This is a genomic window from Vibrio sp. DNB22_10_4, assembly GCF_052879755.1.
The window spans coordinates 187,099-204,223 of the sequence record NZ_JBNNXW010000004.1 but is presented as its reverse complement, the minus strand read 5'-3'; the positions used below and the strand labels follow the sequence as shown (position 1 = coordinate 204,223).

Here is a 17,125-nt window from a genome sequence, read left to right as displayed (position 1 = left end):
GGTACTATGATTATCTATCTTCACGGCTTTGACTCAACAAGCCCAGGCAACCATGAAAAGGTGCTTCAGTTGCAATTCATCGACGAAGACGTGCGCTTCGTTAACTACAGCACACTCCATCCCAAACATGACATGCAGTTTCTTCTCAAAGAGGTCAACAAGTTAGTTCAGGAGTCTTCTGATACTAATCCATTGATTTGTGGTGTTGGACTCGGTGGCTATTGGTCTGAGCGAATCGGTTTTTTGTGTGGCATTAAACAGGTAGTTTTTAACCCAAACCTTCATCCAGAGATCAACATGCAAGGACGTATCGACCGTCCTGAAGAGTACGAAGACATCGCCACCAAGTGTGTCGAGAAGTTCCGTACTAAGAATGCGAAGCAATGTATGGTTGTTCTATCTCGTGAAGATGAGATCCGTGACAATCACGAAACGGCTGATGCATTAAGTGATTATTATGACGTGACATGGGATGAGACTCAGACTCATAAGTTCAAGAAGATTTCTCAGCATTTACAGGCGATGAAAGCTTTTAAAAATGCATGATATCTAAAGAATTCTCCAGGTTTTAGCCTGTAAACGGTCCTCTAAGTAGGGCCGTTTTTTTGTTGTGCCGGTAATTGCTGCTTTAATCACCATTTAATTTACCAAGCAAAAATAATCCCACGGAATAGTTGCGGACATTGATTTGCTCTATATAATAAAACCATTCTACAAATTTTGATAAATATCAAAAAAAATTGAGAGCAAGAAGAAAACTTGCCCAAAGGTCGCAAAATTAGACGATTTTGTGCCGATATGTGAAGTGAAACCGGATTTGTAACGCGTTAGGGGCACTCTGTACTCATGCAAGTTAACGCAGAATGACAAGAATTTTTGTGCTTGGACTTTGTCGGGGCACGTTCAATTTTTAAATTTTCACTTTTTAGGAGAGCCATTGTGACTAATATTGTCGTAGTAGGTGGTGGCGCAGGCGGATTAGAGCTTGCAACCAAATTAGGCCGTACACTGGGACGTAAAGGGCGCGCCAATATTACCCTAGTTGATCGTAAAGCCAGCCATTTATGGAAGCCGTTGCTGCATGAAGTAGCGACAGGTTCGCTGGATGAAGGTGTGGATGCATTGAGCTATCGTGCGCATGCAAAAAACCACCATTTCGATTTCCAAATGGGCAGCCTCCAAGAGATTGACCGTGAAAGCAAGCACATCACGCTCAGTGAGCTGAAGGATGAGCAGGGTGAACTGCTAATGCCTAGCCGTAATATCGACTATGATATTCTTGTTTTGGCTATTGGCTCTACGTCTAATGACTTCAATACTCCAGGCGTTCGTGATAACTGTATCTTCCTGGATAGCCCAGAGCAGGCACACCGTTTCCGTACTGAGATGAACAATGAGTTCTTGAAGTTACATGCGAAAAACGGTCAGGGTACGGTAGATATTGCTATCGTAGGTGCGGGCGCGACGGGTGTTGAGCTCTCTGCTGAACTGCACAATGCGGTTAAAGAACTTCGTACATACGGGTTTGGTGATCTGGACTCGAGCAAGCTTAACGTGAACTTGGTAGAAGCCGGTGAGCGTATTTTGCCAGCACTTCCGCCACGTATCTCAAGCGCAGCACACTCTGAGCTTACAAAACTTGGCGTGACAGTTCGTACAGCGACTATGGTGACGCAAGCGGATGCAACCGGTCTAACTACGAAAGATGGCGAGCATATCCCAGCACAAATCATGGTATGGGCTGCGGGCATTAAAGCGCCGGACTTCATGAAAGACATTGCTGGTCTTGAGACGAACCGTATCAATCAGCTCGTAGTAAAAGACACGCTGCAAACCACTCGTGATGACGATATTTTCGTCATTGGTGACCTTGCACAGTGTACTCAAGCGGATGGTAAATTTGTGCCGCCACGCGCTCAAGCAGCTCATCAAATGTCGAGCCGCGCTTTTGGAAACATCGTAGCTAAGCTAAACGACCGTGAGCTAAAACCTTATGTTTACAACGACCATGGCTCTTTGGTGTCTCTAAGCCGCTTCTCAACGGTCGGCAGTCTAATGGGTAACCTTACTAAGGGCTCGATGATGGTTGAAGGTAGAATCGCACGTGTGGTGTATATTTCATTGTATCGCATGCACCAAATGGCACTTCATGGCGTGTTAAAGACCGGCTTGATGATGTTGGTCGGTCGCATCAACCGTGTGCTGCGTCCAAACCTTAAGCTTCATTAATCCTGATAGCGAATGAATACAAAGGCCCCAATCAAGATAACTTGGTTGGGGCTTTTTAATATTGGTCGCTCACCATTTTAATTACATGGCGAGACTTGGAGAGTAGTCACCACTTTTAATGGCTTTGGTGACGTCGTCAGCTTGTTTTTGCAATCGCTTGTAAGTGCTATCACTTAAGTTGAACATTAATCGAAGTTCATTCTCCGATGCGATAGGGATATCAAACTGAGTTGCAACCATCGCCCACAGGTAAGACTGCTCTGGCTGGTCAAGACTCTGCGTGACGCTGGCTAGCGCTTGGATCACATCATTGTTTACTGAACTAACCCCTTCAGACAACAACAAAGAACGATTGAGCAGTTGATAAGTTTTGGTCTTATCACGGGAAATGTAGTACGTCGCCAAGGCGTACTGGAGCTGTGGTGTGTCTAGCTGAGGCGACCCTTCCATTGCGAGAAAGCGCCTTCTTGCTGCGTGGTCTCCCGTTTCACTCCACAAGAAGTATAAAGTGTCAGGTGAAGTGGTTGCACTCAGTGACTGCGTCACACGCTCTTGTTCGTTGATCGTAAACATAAGCGCATTGAATCGACGCGCTTTAAGATCAGCTTGCTCGATAGGCTGTATCTGTGAAGCAAGTTCCAAGCACTTACGATACTCCTTGAGCAGATAATAATCTTGGACAGTATTTGCTTCAGTTGGTGCACTTAGCATATCGTAGCGATGCCAAATTAGGTTGGTTCTTGGGATCCGACATTGGCCATCTGACGTATTCATTACTGCACAATTCAATGCGGGTTCTTGTTCGCACAATTGATCTGTATTCTTGCGTGTTTCAAAACAGCCGCTTAAAAGAGACGCACTTAAAAGAACGAGCAAAGAGTGGGGTAAATTCATGTTACTACTTGTGATCGAATACACTGATTTATCTAGCTTAACTTGACTCAGTGTACCATCAGGTTATGGTTCGAGTAATGAATTAACCTCTCAGAACCGCAAAATTGCGGGGCTGTTATCTTTAGAACAAGAAGGTTTATTATGGATGTAGAGCAATTATTAGCTGCAATGACACCAGATGTATACGAAAGGCTACTTTACGCCACAGAAACAGGCCGCTGGCCAGAGGGCAGTCGTCTTTCTGATGAACAACGCTCTTCTTGTATGCAGGCCGTTATGCTGTATCAGTCAAAGCATAATGTTGATCCGCAACACATGTCGGTGGCTGCTGGTGGAGACATTACTTTCAAAAGTAAAGCTGACCTTAAAAACCAGTTCGCTGACAATTCCAATGAAATAGCGCGAGTGAAAGTCGCCCAATAAGATTGAGCGCTAGTACTTGCAAACTATAGTTGGTAGAGCACCAGATAGTTGGCAAATGATAGATAGCAAAAAGGGGTGTCGCCACCCCTTTTCATCGTGCCTGCTGATTAACCAGCAAGTACATCTGTTGCAACTTTATAGCTTGGATCTTCTTTCACGTTGATCTCCACTAAGCTACCTGCTTTATCGAGTAGCTTGCGGCAATCTGGGCTGAGGTGACGCAGGTGTAGGGTTTTGCCTACAGCTGAATAGCGCTCAGCCACCGTCTCAATCGCTTCAATGGCAGAGTGGTCAGTTACTCGTGAGTTAGCAAAGTCTACAATAACATCCTGAGGATCGTTTGGTGCATCAAACAGCTCTAGGAAGTTAGCGGCAGAGCCAAAGAAAATCGGACCATTCACCATATACTCTTTTGAGCCTTCGTCATTAATGCGGCTGCTCGCATAAATGTGTTTAGCGTGTTCCCAAGCAAACATAAGTGCCGATACTACAACACCCACAGCAACAGCGACAGCAAGGTCAGTCAATACAGTAACTACAGTTACTAGAACAATAACAAAGAAGTCTTTCTTAGGTACGCGACGTGCAAGTTTGAATGTAGCCCATTCAAAGGTGCCAATTACCACCATGAACATTACACCAACAAGCGCAGCAAGCGGGATCATTTCAATCAGTGCTGCGGCGAACAGAATGAACATCAGTAGCGCAACGGCAGCGACGATGCCTGATAGACGACCACGACCACCTGAGTTTACGTTAATCATCGACTGACCAATCATCGCACAGCCACCCATTGCACCGAATACGGAACACGTTACGTTTGCTAGACCTTGACCTACACATTCACGGTTTGATTGACCGCGAGTGTTCGTCATTTCATCCAAAACGGTAAGCGTCAGTAGCGACTCAATAAGACCGATAGCCGCAAGGATGATTGCGTAAGGAAGAATAATTTGCAGCGTTTCCCACGTTAGTGGTACCGCTGGGATTGAGAATGATGGTAGCGAGCCTGCAAGCGTCGCAGCTTCATCACCAGACATTGAGCGTAGGAAATCTACAACCGTGCGCGTATCAAGACCTAAACCTTGAACCAGCAGAGTGACAGTCACAATCGCAACTAGAGAAGAAGGTACCGCTGTCGTGATCTTTGGTAGGAAGTGGATGATACCCATAGTCAGTGCGACTAAGCCTAGCATTAGCATCATTTGGTCTTGTGGTAGCCAAGTGAGTGCACCGGATAGGTCAGGCGCTTTAAACTGACCAAGCTGAGCAAGGAAGATGACAATGGCGAGACCGTTTACGAAGCCAATCATCACTGGATGAGGCACCATGCGGATAAACTTACCGAGCTTGAAAAGGCCTGCACTAATTTGCAGCAAACCAGCAAGCATGATGGCTGCAAAGAGGTATTGGACGCCGTGAGTCGCTACCAAGCTAACCATGACCACAGCCATCGCGCCGGTTGCACCGGAAATCATACCCGGGCGGCCGCCAAAGATAGAGGTGACCAAACCAACGATAAACGCAGCGTAAAGGCCAACCATAGGGTCAACACCAGCTACGAAGGCAAATGCCACCGCTTCTGGTACCAGTGCTAGAGCCACTGTAAGACCTGACAAAACGTCATTCTTTACAGAGTGTTTAGAAAACTGTGGGAATTCAAACATGAAATTAATCGTACTTATGTTGTTGGGTTAACATCCATTTCATCCAGCACACATTCGACATTTAAACTGTTTCAACTGTATTAACAGCGAGCAAAAAAGAGTAAGTGAGCGTCATGAGCTATGAGTGTTAACTCATAGGTGAGGTGCATTGCTAATGAAATAATCAAAGTCGGGCATGCTACCTAATTGTCTCCAGAAGTTCAATATTGAAACAAATTGTTATGCATAAATAGTGTCGAGATTAGGAAGCACCGAATAATACACTGGTTGGAATGAAGAATAAAAAAAGGGCTACCAGTTGGTAGCCCTTTCGTTGTTGTCAATTTCTAACCGCAAAGGGTTAGTAATTTGGTTTGGTCATCACCGCTGAAGCAGCGTTAGACGCAGCTTGACTGCCAGCGCCTTTTGGCTGGTAACGCTCTGCTTTAGCAGGCGCTGCGTTGATGATGATTTCACCAAGCTCTTGCTTGCCTTCCGCTTTAGCCATTGGTGCACTTGCGTGACCTTTAACCGTTGTTTTCGCAGGAGCCGCTTGCTTAGGCTTTGCAGCTTCAACCGGCGCTTCTGCAGCAGGAGCTACCGCTTCGATTGCAGGCTCTGCAGAAACTTCAGTTTCAGCGACGGGTGCTGGAGTGCTTTCTGGAGCAGCTTCAATAGCTTTCGGAGCTTCTACAACGACAGCTTCAGCAACAGCAGGTGCTTCAGTTGTTACCGCTTCAACGACTGCAGTTTCTACTGGCTCTGGCGCAACGACGGGCTCTGGCTTACGCATAACGATGACTTTACCCATCGCCATTTCTGGCATTGCCATACCTGTTACAGCTAGTACTGGTGTTTCAGCTACTTCTTCTTGAGGTTTCGCTTTCGGTTTTGGTTTCACAATACCGTAGCTTGGCATCACTTTACCCATTGCCATCTCTGGTGATGCAACACCACCTTTGCGCAGGCGGAATGGGTTAGGGCGACGATCACGACCGCGACGACGACGCTGACCACTTGCACGTAAGTGACGTGGTGAACGACGGTTACGACGTTGCTTGCCTTCCTCTTTAGCACCTGCTTCGTTTGACGCTTCTGGAGCTTGCGGTTTTTCTACCGGAGCTTGGGCGACAACAGCGGCTTCTTGTTGCGTTTCGAGTTCTTTTTGCTTCGCGTTTTGATCTTTCACACGAACTTGCTTAGTGAGTTTACGACGCTGACGACGTTCTTTCACTTTCGCTGTTTTCTCTTCCGCACGAGGTGCTTTCTTCTCAGCTTGAACATCAGCAGCGATTTGCTTGCCTTGCTCCTCTACCTTCGAGTTGTTAGCTGCTTCGTCACGCTTCTTGTTGCGACGGTCTTGCTGCTTGTTACGACGGTTTTGAGGTTTGCGCGGCTCTTGTTCGTTACTTTGCGTTTCTTTTTCTTCATCGCGGTCACGGTTAGGCTTGTTACGACGATTCTTGTTGCGATCGTTGTCACGAGTCTCTTTGTTGTTGCGACGACGCTGGTCGTTGTTGCGGTTACGGCGTGAACGATTGTTGCGATTCTTGTTGTTGTCTTCTTTCTTCTCTGGCTCTTTCTTTTCAGGTTCTGGAGACGCGAATAGTGAGCTAATTGCAGAAAGAATACGTGAGAACAGACCAGGTTTCTCAACCTTTGGCTCAACCACTGGTTTCTTCTCTGGCGTCTTAGGCGCTGGAGTTGAAGATGTAGATGGAGATGGAGCACTTTGCGTTGGTGTCGCGAAGCCTTGCAGTGCTGGTTGTTCTATTTTACGTGGCTTAACCTCTGACTCGCCGGCTTCTTTTGCTTCTGCTTCACGCAGTGCTTCAAGCTTCTTAGGCAGTAGGTAAGACAATAGATCTTGCTCTTCGCCTTCACGAACACGGATCACCTCAAAGTGTGGTGTTTCCATGTCTGAATCAGGGACGATAGTGATCTTCACTTCTTGAACACGCTCGATGTGGTTAATTGAGCGGCGCTTCTCATTGAGTAGGTAAGAGGCGATAGGCACAGGAACAATCGCTAAAGCCTGCGATGTGTTGTCCTTAAGCGCTTCTTCTTCAATCAGACGCAATACAGAAAGTGCAAGTGATTCGTTGTCACGAACCACACCAGTACCGCTACAACGCGGACAGATGTGGTGGCTAGCTTCAGCCAACGATGGGCTTAGACGCTGGCGCGACATCTCTAGTAGACCAAAGCGAGAGATACGACCGATTTGAACACGGGCGCGGTCAATACGAACCGCTTCGCGTAGACGGTTTTCTACTTCACGTTGGTGACGAACTGGCGTCATATCAATGAAGTCGATAACCACTAGACCGCCTAGGTCACGAAGACGCAATTGACGTGCAATTTCATCTGCTGCTTCTAGGTTGGTATTCAGTGCCGTCTCTTCGATATCGCTGCCTTTGGTTGCGCGCGCTGAGTTGATATCGATAGAGGTAAGTGCCTCTGTTGGGTCGATAACAATTGAACCACCTGAAGGTAGGCGCACTTCGCGTTGGAATGCAGATTCAATTTGGCTTTCAATTTGGTAGTGGCTGAACAATGGTATTTCGCTGTCGTACTTTTTAACACGATTAACGAAGTCTGGGCGTACCAATTGGATATGCTGGCGAGCACGCTCATAGATAGTGTTGCTATCAATAAGGATTTCACCGATATCGCGACGTAGATAGTCACGCAGAGCGCGCACAATCACGTTACTTTCTTGGTGGATCAAAAATGGTGCAGGGTTTTGGTCTGCAGCACCTTTGATGTTTTCCCAGTTGTTCAGTAGGAAACGTAAGTCCCACTCAAGTTCCTCTGCACTCTTACCAACGCCTGCAGTACGGACAATAAGACCCATACCTTGTGGCAGTTCAAGAGTACTCAGTGCAGCTTTTAGTTCAGTACGCTCTTCACCTTCGATGCGACGAGAAATACCGCCGGCGCGAGGGTTGTTTGGCATTAGAACTAAGTAGCTACCTGCTAGAGAGATGTACGTTGTCAGAGCAGCGCCTTTGCTGCCACGCTCTTCTTTTTCAACTTGCACGATCACTTCTTGGCCTTCGCTCAATACATCTTTGATGCTTGGGCGACCTTGATAGGTATAACCTTCTGGGAAGTATTCTTTTGCAATTTCTTTAAGAGGGAGGAAACCGTGGCGTTCGGCACCGTAGTCAACGAAAGCGGCCTCTAGGCTAGGCTCAACTCGAGTGATACGTCCTTTGTAGATATTTGCTTTTTTTGACTCATGACCAGGACTTTCGATATCAAGATCGAAAAGCTTTTGGCCGTCAACCAAAGCAACACGCAACTCTTCTTTTTGAGTTGCGTTAATTAACATTCTTTTCATTACAGAAATTCTCGTTGTATTTTCTTTGTTTTCATCATTGCTCTTGTCACAGGTTTCGTAACTCGCGGTGCCTGATCCCATGGCTTTATTTAATGCAACCTCCCGGCTGGAAGGGATGCTCGTGGGCACTACAGTCATCACACAAGGCTGAGGCTGTGTGATCCGCGTATCTAGCGGTATTACTCAAACACGAGTACGTGAGTAGGTGACAAGGAAGACTTAGCTTTCAACGTCTTATGCCAGTTGCTGCGTTTCAATACTAAGCGATCTACTCAAGATATAATTGCTCAAGGATAATAGCGATAAATGGTAAATCGATTCTAATTACCCTGTGCAGCTGTGAACTATAGCAGCGCAACGAATTATCAGCAATCAGCTTTATTGTAAACCACAGAAAAAAACCAAGCTTTTGCGCGGTCTGTACGGTTAATGTACTGATTTTAATCGTCAAAATTAGAGGGTTGTGAAAATGGCTCCAATCGTGGTTAAAATTTATCCACAACTTGTCCAGCCAGTACCACTTGACCTGTTTTGGCACAGTTCACAAGTTTCCGAATTGGATACGGAAAATAGAAAGCGTTCTTTTCTTGATACTTTGAGTGTTATAATAGCGAAATGAGTGAAATTAGAACAAAAGTCCAATTCGTCGACATCGATGACGATATGGCTGGTCAACGCATCGATAACTTTTTGCGTAACCAACTTAAAAACATCCCAAAAAGTGTTGTGTATCGAATCGTGCGCAAGGGCGAAGTGCGAGTCAACAAAAAGCGCGTTAAGGCCGAATACAAGCTGCAAGCGGGTGACTTGGTGCGCATTCCGCCGGTAACTCTGGAAGAAAAAGAGCAAGAAGCGCCGCTCAATACCAACCTAAATCGTGTCGCTGAGCTGGAATCGAAGATCATCTATGAAGATGACCACATGCTCATCCTTAATAAACCTTCGGGTCTGGCCGTACACGGTGGCAGCGGCCTTAAGTTTGGTGCTATTGAAGCGTTACGCGCTTTGAGACCACAAGCGCGCTTTCTTGAGCTTGTGCACCGCATCGACCGTGATACGTCCGGTATTTTGTTGGTAGCGAAAAAGCGCTCAGCGCTGCGCCACTTGCAAGCTCAGTTCCGAGAGAAAACCGTTCAGAAATATTATTATGCTTTGGTAATGGGCAAGTGGAAGCCGAGCTGCAAGGTCGTCAAAGCACCACTTCTTAAAAACGAAGTGAACAGTATTGTCAGAGTGAACCCTAACGGCAAGCCATCAGAAACACGTTTCAAAGTGCTGACGTCTTTTGAGCAAGCGACGTTAATTCAGGCAAGTCCGATTACCGGGCGTACTCACCAGATACGAGTGCACACTCAATATACCGGTCATCCTATTGCGTGGGACGACCGTTACGGTGATCGCCGCTTTGATGCTTACACGGCCAAAGCAGGATTGGATCGTTTATTCCTACATGCTGCAAACATTATTTTCACCCACCCGGGTAAAGAAGAGCGAATGGAAATCCACGCCGAAATGGAGCCTAAGCTTCAAAAAGCATTGGACAAGCTTAAGACGATGTCTTGAGGTTAGTTTGTTCTATTGATGAGCGAAGCCGAGTTGGCTTCGCTTTTTTGATCTCTTAGAAAGAATAGCGCTGAAACTAGCCTAAAGGTGAGAGCCCGTGTTTATCGAGCATAGTTACTAGATCGATTAAAGGCAGACCCACTAATGTGTTTGGATCTTTTCCTTCCAATGCACTAAATAGGCTAATGCCAAGTCCTTCACTTTTGAAACTGCCGGCACAGTAATAGGGCTGCTCGAGATCAACGTAGCGCTCAATCTGCGCTTGGTTTAGCGTTCTAAAGGTAACATCGAAGGTATCGACGGTGACGTCACACTCCTTTGTGTTGGTGTTGACGACAGCGAGGCCTGTATAGAATCGAATGGTTTTGCCACTCTGCTGGCTAAGCTGAGCAATAGCTGTTTCGCGATCAAGAGGCTTACCAATAATTTGGCCGTTGATAACACAAACTTGGTCACTGCCAATAACAAGCGCGTCGGGCTCATTTTGCAGTGCACGTGCTTTTTGTTCTGCTAGTCGTTGAACCAGCTGCGTAGCTGACTCATCAGAATGGACGGTTTCATCAACTTGTGGGGCGATGGCCTCAAAGGGTAGACCTAACTTCGCCAATAGCTCGGCACGATAAGGAGAAGTTGAGGCTAAAATGAGTCTTATGGATTTCATTTTCGGTTCAGTTTTTCTATTATAATTGCAGTTTCTAGACATATTGATAGATTCTTAATCTGTAGGCAAAAAAAGTACAACTTTTTCGCCTTTTTCTTTGACTAAATCCGTTTTGGAAGATAATATTCGCGCCCTATGCAAAAGGTAAAAATACCGCGAAGTGTTGACCCGGGTAAGACGGCACAAAAAAGACTCGACTACGATGGCATCATCCAAGTCAGCCTTTTTAAGCGTTTGCACGAGTCAGTTAGTAGCGTAAAACGCGATGCTGAAGTGACATTGTCCTTTGGGCATGATGAACAGCGACTTGTTGTTATCTCTGGTAAAGCTAACATCGAAGTTGATTTGGAATGTCAGCGTTGTAATGAGATTTTCACACACTTGTGTGAAGTCCAATTCACTTATACTCCTTATTATAGTGAGAAGAGTGAAGAGGAAGCTCCGGAAGATTATGATTTGGTAGATCTTAATGAGTACGGTGAGGTTGATCTCATACAACTAGTTGAAGACGAGTTCATCTTAAACCTGCCTCAAGTCGCAATGCACGATATAGCAGACTGTAGCGTTGACTCAAACAACATGGTGTTTGGAGATATTCCGGAAGAGATTCCAGAAGAAAAGCCAAATCCATTTGATGTTTTAAAGAGCTTAAAGCGTGAGTAACTAAAGTTACTGACGTTTAAATTACTAACATAGGAGTAGGGTCCATGGCCGTACAAAAAAGCAAGAAGTCACGTTCTATGCGTGGCATGCGTCGTTCACATGATGCGCTAACTTCAGCTGCACTATCTGTAGACGCAACTTCAGGTGAAACTCACCTACGTCACAATGTGACTGCTGACGGTTACTACCGTGGCAAAAAGGTTATCAACAAGTAAGGTTGACCTTTGCATAATATAACCGTTGCACTTGATGCAATGGGCGGGGACTTCGGTCCTTCCGTAACAGTGCCTGCCGCCGTGCAGGCACTGTCGCATTTCCCAGAGCTAAAAGTGGTGCTTGTTGGCGACACGCCGTCAATAAACACGCAACTCAAACATTTAGGTTACCAACGCAGCCCTCGCCTTGAGGTGATGCATAGTGACCGAGTCATTTCGAATTCCGAAAAGCCTTCCTTCGCCTTAAGAAACAGTCACGATACGTCGATGCGTATTGCCTTGGATTTAGTTGAATCTGAGCACGCTGACGCATGTGTTAGTGGCGGAAATACTGGCGCATTGATGGCGTTGTCACGATATCGTCTCAAACTTCTCCCAGGCATTGATAGACCCGCTTTAGTTACGGCACTGCCAACCCAATCCGGTGCAAAAACCTGGATGCTCGACTTGGGCGCAAACGCGTCGGTTGATGCAGACTCTCTATTTCAGTTCGCTGTCATGGGTAGTGCACTTGCACAGCAACATTTGGGACGCAGCCCTCGCGTTGCCATTCTCAATATTGGTGCCGAAGAAATTAAGGGTAATGATTTGGTCAAACGTTGCTCAGAAATGCTGACACAATGCCCATCCATTAACTATATTGGATTCGTTGAGGGTAATGAGTTATTGAGTGACTGTGCTGATGTTATCGTTTGCGATGGATTTGTTGGTAATACCACATTGAAAGCGTGCGAAGGAACTGCGCAGTTTGTTTTGGACAAACTTAAAGCGAAGTTGGCTACGTCAACCATCAAAGGATGGTTAGCCAGATTACTGTTTTCTGACATGTTAAGTGAAGTAAAAGCACTGAACCCCGACCAGTATAACGGAGCAAGTTTGTTAGGATTGCGCGGCATTGTCATAAAAAGCCACGGAAGCGCTGATATTTCGGCGCTTGTTAATGCAATAGGCGAAGCGGTTCACGAGGTTAAGCGCCAAGTGCCAAACCAAATAAGCGATCGTCTAGAAGCAGTGTTACTCGAGAGGCAGTATTAGTCTTCATGTATAGCAAAATTTTAGGTACGGGCAGCTACCTGCCATCTCAGATCCGCACCAATGCCGATCTAGAGAAAATGGTAGACACGACAGATGAATGGATTGTCACTCGCACAGGCATTAAAGAGCGTCGCATTGCCGCCGAAGACGAAACCGTCGCGGATATGGGCTATGAAGCGTCGCTAAAAGCGATTGAAATGGCAGGTATCGATAAAAACGATATCGATCTGATCATTGTTGCAACGACAAGTAGCAGCCACGCGTTTCCGTCGTCTGCATGTCAAGTTCAAGCAAAACTTGGTATTCAAGGTTGTCCTGCATTCGATATGGCGGCAGCATGTACTGGTTTTGTTTATGCGTTATCAGTTGCCGATCAGCATATCCGCTCAGGTATGTGTAAAAACGTATTGGTGATCGGTTCAGATTGTCTATCAAAAACTGTTGAAGAGATTGATCGCTCTACTATTATTTTGTTTGGCGATGCTGCAGGCGCCGTGGTTCTTGGTGCAAGCGAAGAACCAGGAATTATCTCGACACATCTTTATGCAGATGGCCGTTTTGGCGATTTGCTTAGCCTTGAAATGCCAGTTCGTGGTGGTGAGCTAGATAAATGGCTCAACATGTCAGGCAACGAAGTCTTTAAGGTAGCGGTAACCCAGCTATCTAAATTGGTGAAAGACACACTAGCAGCCAATGGGATGAGTAAAGAAGATCTCGATTGGCTAGTGCCTCATCAAGCGAACTATCGCATTATTGCCGCGACAGCGAAGAAACTTGGTATGTCGATGGATCAAGTCGTATTGACACTTGATCGTCACGGTAATACGTCAGCCGCTACGGTACCGACTGCACTCGATGAAGCAGTGCGTGATGGCCGAATTAAGCGTGGACAAAACCTGTTATTAGAAGCGTTTGGTGGTGGGTTTACTTGGGGTTCGGCGCTCGTTCGCTTCTAACTCTGCCCAAACCAAACGGTATAAAAGTCATAGATTGCGTTGTTTAAGGAAATAACGATGAGTAATTTTGCAATCGTGTTCCCAGGTCAGGGTTCACAAACAGTTGGCATGCTTGCAGAGCTTGGCGAGCAACATGAGATCGTGAAAGCGACATTTGCAGAAGCATCAGATGCACTAGGTTACGACCTTTGGGCATTGGTTCAAAATGGACCTGCTGAAGATCTTAATCAGACACATCGTACACAGCCAGCTTTGCTAGCTTCCTCTGTCGCTATCTGGCGTGTATGGCAAGAGCAAGGCCTTGCTCAGCCAGTGCTCGTCGCAGGCCACAGCTTAGGTGAATACTCTGCACTAGTTTGTGCAGGTGTGATTGACTTCAAAGAAGCCATTAAGCTTGTTCAGCTGCGCGGTCAGCTAATGCAAGAAGCCGTACCAGCTGGTGTTGGCGCTATGTACGCGATCATCGGTCTAGATGATGAATCTATTGCTAAAGCGTGTGAAGAAGCAGCGCAAGGTGAAGTGGTTTCTCCAGTAAACTTCAATTCACCTGGTCAAGTCGTGATTGCCGGTAACAAAGCGGCAGTTGAGCGTGCTGGTGTATTGTGTAAAGAAGCGGGTGCGAAACGTGCACTTCCTCTTCCTGTGTCGGTACCTTCTCACTGTGCGCTGATGAAGCCAGCAGCAGAGAAGCTAGCCGTTGCTCTAGAGGCGATTGAATTCAACGCACCATTTGTTCCAGTAATCAATAACGTTGATGTGGCAGCAGAGACTGATCCTGCAAAAATTAAAGACGCACTTGTGCGTCAGCTACACAGCCCAGTTCGCTGGACTGAAGGTGTAGAGAAGATGAGCGAGCAAGGTGTAGAGAAACTGCTAGAATTTGGCCCAGGTAAGGTTCTAACGGGTCTAACTAAGCGTATCGTTAAGACATTAAGTGCTGCAGCAGTAAACGACGCTGCGTCACTTGAAGCTGCAAAATAAAAGGAATCCAATAATGATGAACCTTGAAGGCAAAATTGCCCTAGTAACAGGTGCAAGCCGTGGTATTGGTCGCTCAATCGCTGAGCTACTTGTAGAGCGCGGTGCAAAGGTAATTGGTACAGCTACGTCAGAGAACGGCGCAGCAGCAATCAGTGAATATCTAGGTGATAACGGTAAGGGTCTAGCTCTTAACGTGACAGATACCGACTCAATCGAAGCTGTTCTAAAGCAAATTAACGAAGAATTCGGTGCTATCGACATTCTGGTAAACAATGCAGGCATCACTCGTGACAACCTTCTAATGCGTATGAAGGACGATGAGTGGACGGATATCATGGACACGAACCTTACGTCTATCTTCCGCCTATCTAAAGCGGTACTGCGTGGCATGATGAAGAAACGTCAAGGCCGTATTATCAACGTAGGCTCTGTTGTGGGCACTATGGGTAACGCAGGTCAAACAAACTACGCAGCAGCAAAAGCAGGCGTTATCGGCTTTACCAAGTCTATGGCACGTGAAGTAGCTTCACGTGGTGTAACAGTCAACACAGTGGCTCCTGGTTTTATTGAAACAGACATGACAAAAGCACTGAATGATGAGCAACGAGCTGCTACACTAGCGAACGTGCCTGCTGGCCGTTTAGGTGACCCTCGTGAAATCGCTTCGGCTGTTGCATTTCTTGCATCGCCAGAAGCGGCATACATCACAGGTGAGACTCTTCACGTAAATGGTGGCATGTACATGGTTTGATCTGTGCAACATTTGTGCATGATTTAAGTCAAAAATGTGCTGAATTTCGGTTAAATTCGCTAAAATTGTGGTTTGACCAGCAAGGACCCCCTTGCAACTTTCAACAGTTCGAATAAACTACGGAAACATCGCATAGAGCGAAATCTGTAAAGGAAAATTAAAATGAGCAACATCGAAGAACGCGTAAAGAAAATCATTGTTGAACAGCTAGGTGTAGACGAAGCAGAAGTTAAAAACGAAGCTTCTTTCGTTGACGATCTAGGTGCTGACTCTCTAGACACAGTTGAGCTAGTAATGGCTCTAGAAGAGGAATTCGACACTGAGATTCCTGATGAAGAAGCTGAGAAGATCACTACTGTTCAAGCTGCTATCGACTACGTAAACAGCGCTCAGTAATATCTCTTTCTAGGCGGCCACCATGGCCGCCTGTGTTTTTTTTAAACGTCTTCTATCCTTTCAAATAGAATCACAAATATCCCGGAGAAAAAATCGTGTCCAAGCGTCGTGTTGTTGTCACTGGCATGGGTATGTTGTCACCGGTAGGCAACACCGTAGAATCTTCATGGAAAGCCCTTCTTGAGGGCAAGAGTGGTATCGTAAATATTGAACATTTCGATACAACCGATTTCTCAACTCGTTTCGCAGGCTTAGTTAAAGACTTTGACGGCAGTGAGTACGTGTCTAAAAAAGATGCCAAGAAAATGGATTTGTTTATCCAATACGGCATTGTGGCAGGTATGCACGCTCTTAAAGATTCTGGTCTAGACGTCACGCCAGATAACCAACACCGTATCGGTGTTGCGATCGGTTCTGGTATTGGCGGTCTTGATCTCATCGAAGCGGGTCATCAAGCGTTGGTATCGAAAGGCCCTCGTCGCGTAAGTCCTTTCTTTGTCCCTTCGACTATTGTAAACATGGTTGCTGGTCAACTTTCTATTCTCGCTGGGTTACGTGGTCCTAACATTGCCATCTCAACAGCTTGTACTACTGGCTTACACAACATTGGTCATGCGGCTCGTATGATCGCATACGGTGACGCTGAAGCTATGGTTGCAGGCGGTTCTGAGAAAGCGTCTACACCACTTGGTATGGCAGGTTTTGGTGCTGCGAAAGCTCTGTCAACTCGTAATGACGAACCTCAGAAAGCATCTCGTCCTTGGGATGTGGATCGTGACGGCTTTGTACTTGGTGATGGTGCCGGAGTGATCGTACTTGAAGAGTACGAACACGCTAAAGCGCGCGGTGCTAAGATCTATGCTGAGCTTGTTGGTTTCGGTATGAGCGGTGACGCTTATCACATGACATCTCCAAGCGAAGATGGTTCTGGTGGCGCACTAGCAATGGAAGCGGCACTTCGTGATGCAGGCCTTACTGGCGCGCAAATCGGTTATGTAAACGCACACGGTACGTCAACACCTGCGGGTGACGTAGCTGAAATCAAAGGCATTAAACGTGCACTTGGTGAAGAAGGCTCGAAGAAAGTATTGGTATCGTCTACAAAATCGATGACAGGTCACCTTCTTGGTGCTGCAGGCTCAGCTGAAGCAATTATCACAATCATGTCTTTGGTTGACCAAATCGTGCCACCAACGATTAACCTCGATAATCCAGACCCAGAGTGCGATGTGGATCTAGTACCACATACAGCACGTAAAGTGGAAATGGAATACGCATTGTGTAACTCGTTCGGTTTTGGCGGGACAAACGGCTCACTAATCTTCAAAAAGATGTAATATCTACTCGTTGAGATAAGAGACTTGTA

The 17,125-nt window shown here is 46.3% G+C and carries 16 protein-coding genes; 12 read left to right on the top strand and 4 right to left on the bottom strand.

Translation table 11 applies throughout. The features are described 5' to 3' along the window. The first annotated feature begins 6 nt into the window (after positions 1–6). Together ycfP and ACVA6Q_RS13660 are read left to right on the top strand one after the other, a co-directional pair. Positions 7–546, top strand: a complete 540-nt coding sequence (gene ycfP / locus ACVA6Q_RS13665; protein ID WP_353496643.1) for an alpha/beta hydrolase YcfP — start codon at positions 7–9, stop codon at positions 544–546. 393 nt (positions 547–939) lie between these two features. Continuing rightward, positions 940–2,229 (top strand): NAD(P)/FAD-dependent oxidoreductase, encoded by a 1,290-nt coding sequence (locus tag ACVA6Q_RS13660; RefSeq protein WP_353496642.1) that lies wholly within the window; start codon positions 940–942, stop codon positions 2,227–2,229. 81 nt (positions 2,230–2,310) lie between these two features. Here ACVA6Q_RS13660 and ACVA6Q_RS13655 read toward each other — a convergent pair whose 3' ends face one another. Continuing rightward, positions 2,311–3,123: a DUF2989 domain-containing protein gene (locus ACVA6Q_RS13655; RefSeq protein WP_446647870.1), complete on the bottom strand. Its 813-nt coding sequence runs from the start codon at positions 3,121–3,123 to the stop codon at positions 2,311–2,313. Positions 3,124–3,264: 141 nt separating this feature from the next. On the opposite strand from ACVA6Q_RS13655, the gene ACVA6Q_RS13650 reads away from it, so the two are divergent. Further along, positions 3,265–3,546 (top strand): YeaC family protein, encoded by a 282-nt coding sequence (locus ACVA6Q_RS13650; RefSeq protein ID WP_353496640.1) that lies wholly within the window; start codon positions 3,265–3,267, stop codon positions 3,544–3,546. Between the two features lie 107 nt (positions 3,547–3,653). On the opposite strand, the gene ACVA6Q_RS13645 is transcribed toward ACVA6Q_RS13650, so the two are convergent. Together ACVA6Q_RS13645 and rne are read right to left on the bottom strand one after the other, a co-directional pair. Next, a complete protein-coding gene (locus ACVA6Q_RS13645; protein ID WP_446647869.1) occupies positions 3,654–5,213 on the bottom strand; it encodes a SulP family inorganic anion transporter in 1,560 nt (519 codons plus the stop codon). Positions 5,214–5,553: 340 nt separating this feature from the next. Next, a complete protein-coding gene (gene rne / locus ACVA6Q_RS13640) occupies positions 5,554–8,538 on the bottom strand; it encodes a ribonuclease E (RefSeq protein WP_446647868.1) in 2,985 nt (994 codons plus the stop codon). A gap of 615 nt (positions 8,539–9,153) precedes the next feature. Between rne and rluC the strand changes: the two genes are divergently transcribed. Next, a complete protein-coding gene (gene rluC, locus ACVA6Q_RS13635; RefSeq protein ID WP_446647867.1) occupies positions 9,154–10,101 on the top strand; it encodes a 23S rRNA pseudouridine(955/2504/2580) synthase RluC in 948 nt (315 codons plus the stop codon). A gap of 76 nt (positions 10,102–10,177) precedes the next feature. Here rluC and ACVA6Q_RS13630 read toward each other — a convergent pair whose 3' ends face one another. Continuing rightward, the gene (locus tag ACVA6Q_RS13630) at positions 10,178–10,762 is read right to left on the bottom strand and encodes a Maf family protein (protein ID WP_446647866.1); all 585 of its coding nucleotides are present in this window, start codon (positions 10,760–10,762) and stop codon (positions 10,178–10,180) included. Positions 10,763–10,897: 135 nt separating this feature from the next. Between ACVA6Q_RS13630 and yceD the strand changes: the two genes are divergently transcribed. From yceD to fabF, 8 genes are all read left to right on the top strand, one after another. Further along, positions 10,898–11,425, top strand: a complete 528-nt coding sequence (gene yceD / locus ACVA6Q_RS13625) for a 23S rRNA accumulation protein YceD (protein ID WP_353496635.1) — start codon at positions 10,898–10,900, stop codon at positions 11,423–11,425. A gap of 44 nt (positions 11,426–11,469) precedes the next feature. Further along, positions 11,470–11,640 carry a 50S ribosomal protein L32 gene (gene rpmF, locus ACVA6Q_RS13620; protein ID WP_031493499.1) on the top strand — a complete coding sequence of 57 codons (171 nt, stop codon included), beginning with the start codon at positions 11,470–11,472 and terminating at the stop codon, positions 11,638–11,640. Between the two features lie 9 nt (positions 11,641–11,649). Beyond that, entirely contained in the window at positions 11,650–12,675 is a 1,026-nt protein-coding gene (plsX, locus tag ACVA6Q_RS13615; RefSeq protein WP_446647865.1) for a phosphate acyltransferase PlsX, read from the top strand. Positions 12,676–12,680: 5 nt separating this feature from the next. Continuing rightward, positions 12,681–13,631 carry a beta-ketoacyl-ACP synthase III gene (locus ACVA6Q_RS13610; RefSeq protein ID WP_112478343.1) on the top strand — a complete coding sequence of 317 codons (951 nt, stop codon included), beginning with the start codon at positions 12,681–12,683 and terminating at the stop codon, positions 13,629–13,631. Between the two features lie 57 nt (positions 13,632–13,688). Further along, entirely contained in the window at positions 13,689–14,612 is a 924-nt protein-coding gene (fabD, locus tag ACVA6Q_RS13605; protein WP_446647864.1) for an ACP S-malonyltransferase, read from the top strand. 16 nt (positions 14,613–14,628) lie between these two features. Further along, the gene (gene fabG, locus ACVA6Q_RS13600) at positions 14,629–15,363 is read left to right on the top strand and encodes a 3-oxoacyl-ACP reductase FabG (protein WP_353498714.1); all 735 of its coding nucleotides are present in this window, start codon (positions 14,629–14,631) and stop codon (positions 15,361–15,363) included. A 162-nt stretch (positions 15,364–15,525) separates the two neighbouring features. After that, the gene (gene acpP / locus ACVA6Q_RS13595) at positions 15,526–15,759 is read left to right on the top strand and encodes an acyl carrier protein (RefSeq protein WP_004406112.1); all 234 of its coding nucleotides are present in this window, start codon (positions 15,526–15,528) and stop codon (positions 15,757–15,759) included. A 95-nt stretch (positions 15,760–15,854) separates the two neighbouring features. Then, the gene (gene fabF / locus ACVA6Q_RS13590; RefSeq protein ID WP_353496632.1) at positions 15,855–17,096 is read left to right on the top strand and encodes a beta-ketoacyl-ACP synthase II; all 1,242 of its coding nucleotides are present in this window, start codon (positions 15,855–15,857) and stop codon (positions 17,094–17,096) included. Positions 17,097–17,125: the final 29 nt, after the last annotated feature.

Coding starts and splice junctions, on each gene's coding strand:
- ycfP (WP_353496643.1), top strand. CDS start 7: ATGATTATCTATCTTCACGGCTTTGACTCAACAAGCCCAGGCAACCAT.
- ACVA6Q_RS13655 (WP_446647870.1), bottom strand. CDS start 3,123: ATGAATTTACCCCACTCTTTGCTCGTTCTTTTAAGTGCGTCTCTTTTA.
- ACVA6Q_RS13650 (WP_353496640.1), top strand. CDS start 3,265: ATGGATGTAGAGCAATTATTAGCTGCAATGACACCAGATGTATACGAA.
- ACVA6Q_RS13645 (WP_446647869.1), bottom strand. CDS start 5,213: ATGTTTGAATTCCCACAGTTTTCTAAACACTCTGTAAAGAATGACGTT.
- rne (WP_446647868.1), bottom strand. CDS start 8,538: ATGAAAAGAATGTTAATTAACGCAACTCAAAAAGAAGAGTTGCGTGTT.
- rluC (WP_446647867.1), top strand. CDS start 9,154: ATGAGTGAAATTAGAACAAAAGTCCAATTCGTCGACATCGATGACGAT.
- ACVA6Q_RS13630 (WP_446647866.1), bottom strand. CDS start 10,762: ATGAAATCCATAAGACTCATTTTAGCCTCAACTTCTCCTTATCGTGCC.
- yceD (WP_353496635.1), top strand. CDS start 10,898: ATGCAAAAGGTAAAAATACCGCGAAGTGTTGACCCGGGTAAGACGGCA.
- rpmF (WP_031493499.1), top strand. CDS start 11,470: ATGGCCGTACAAAAAAGCAAGAAGTCACGTTCTATGCGTGGCATGCGT.
- ACVA6Q_RS13610 (WP_112478343.1), top strand. CDS start 12,681: ATGTATAGCAAAATTTTAGGTACGGGCAGCTACCTGCCATCTCAGATC.
- fabD (WP_446647864.1), top strand. CDS start 13,689: ATGAGTAATTTTGCAATCGTGTTCCCAGGTCAGGGTTCACAAACAGTT.
- fabG (WP_353498714.1), top strand. CDS start 14,629: ATGAACCTTGAAGGCAAAATTGCCCTAGTAACAGGTGCAAGCCGTGGT.
- acpP (WP_004406112.1), top strand. CDS start 15,526: ATGAGCAACATCGAAGAACGCGTAAAGAAAATCATTGTTGAACAGCTA.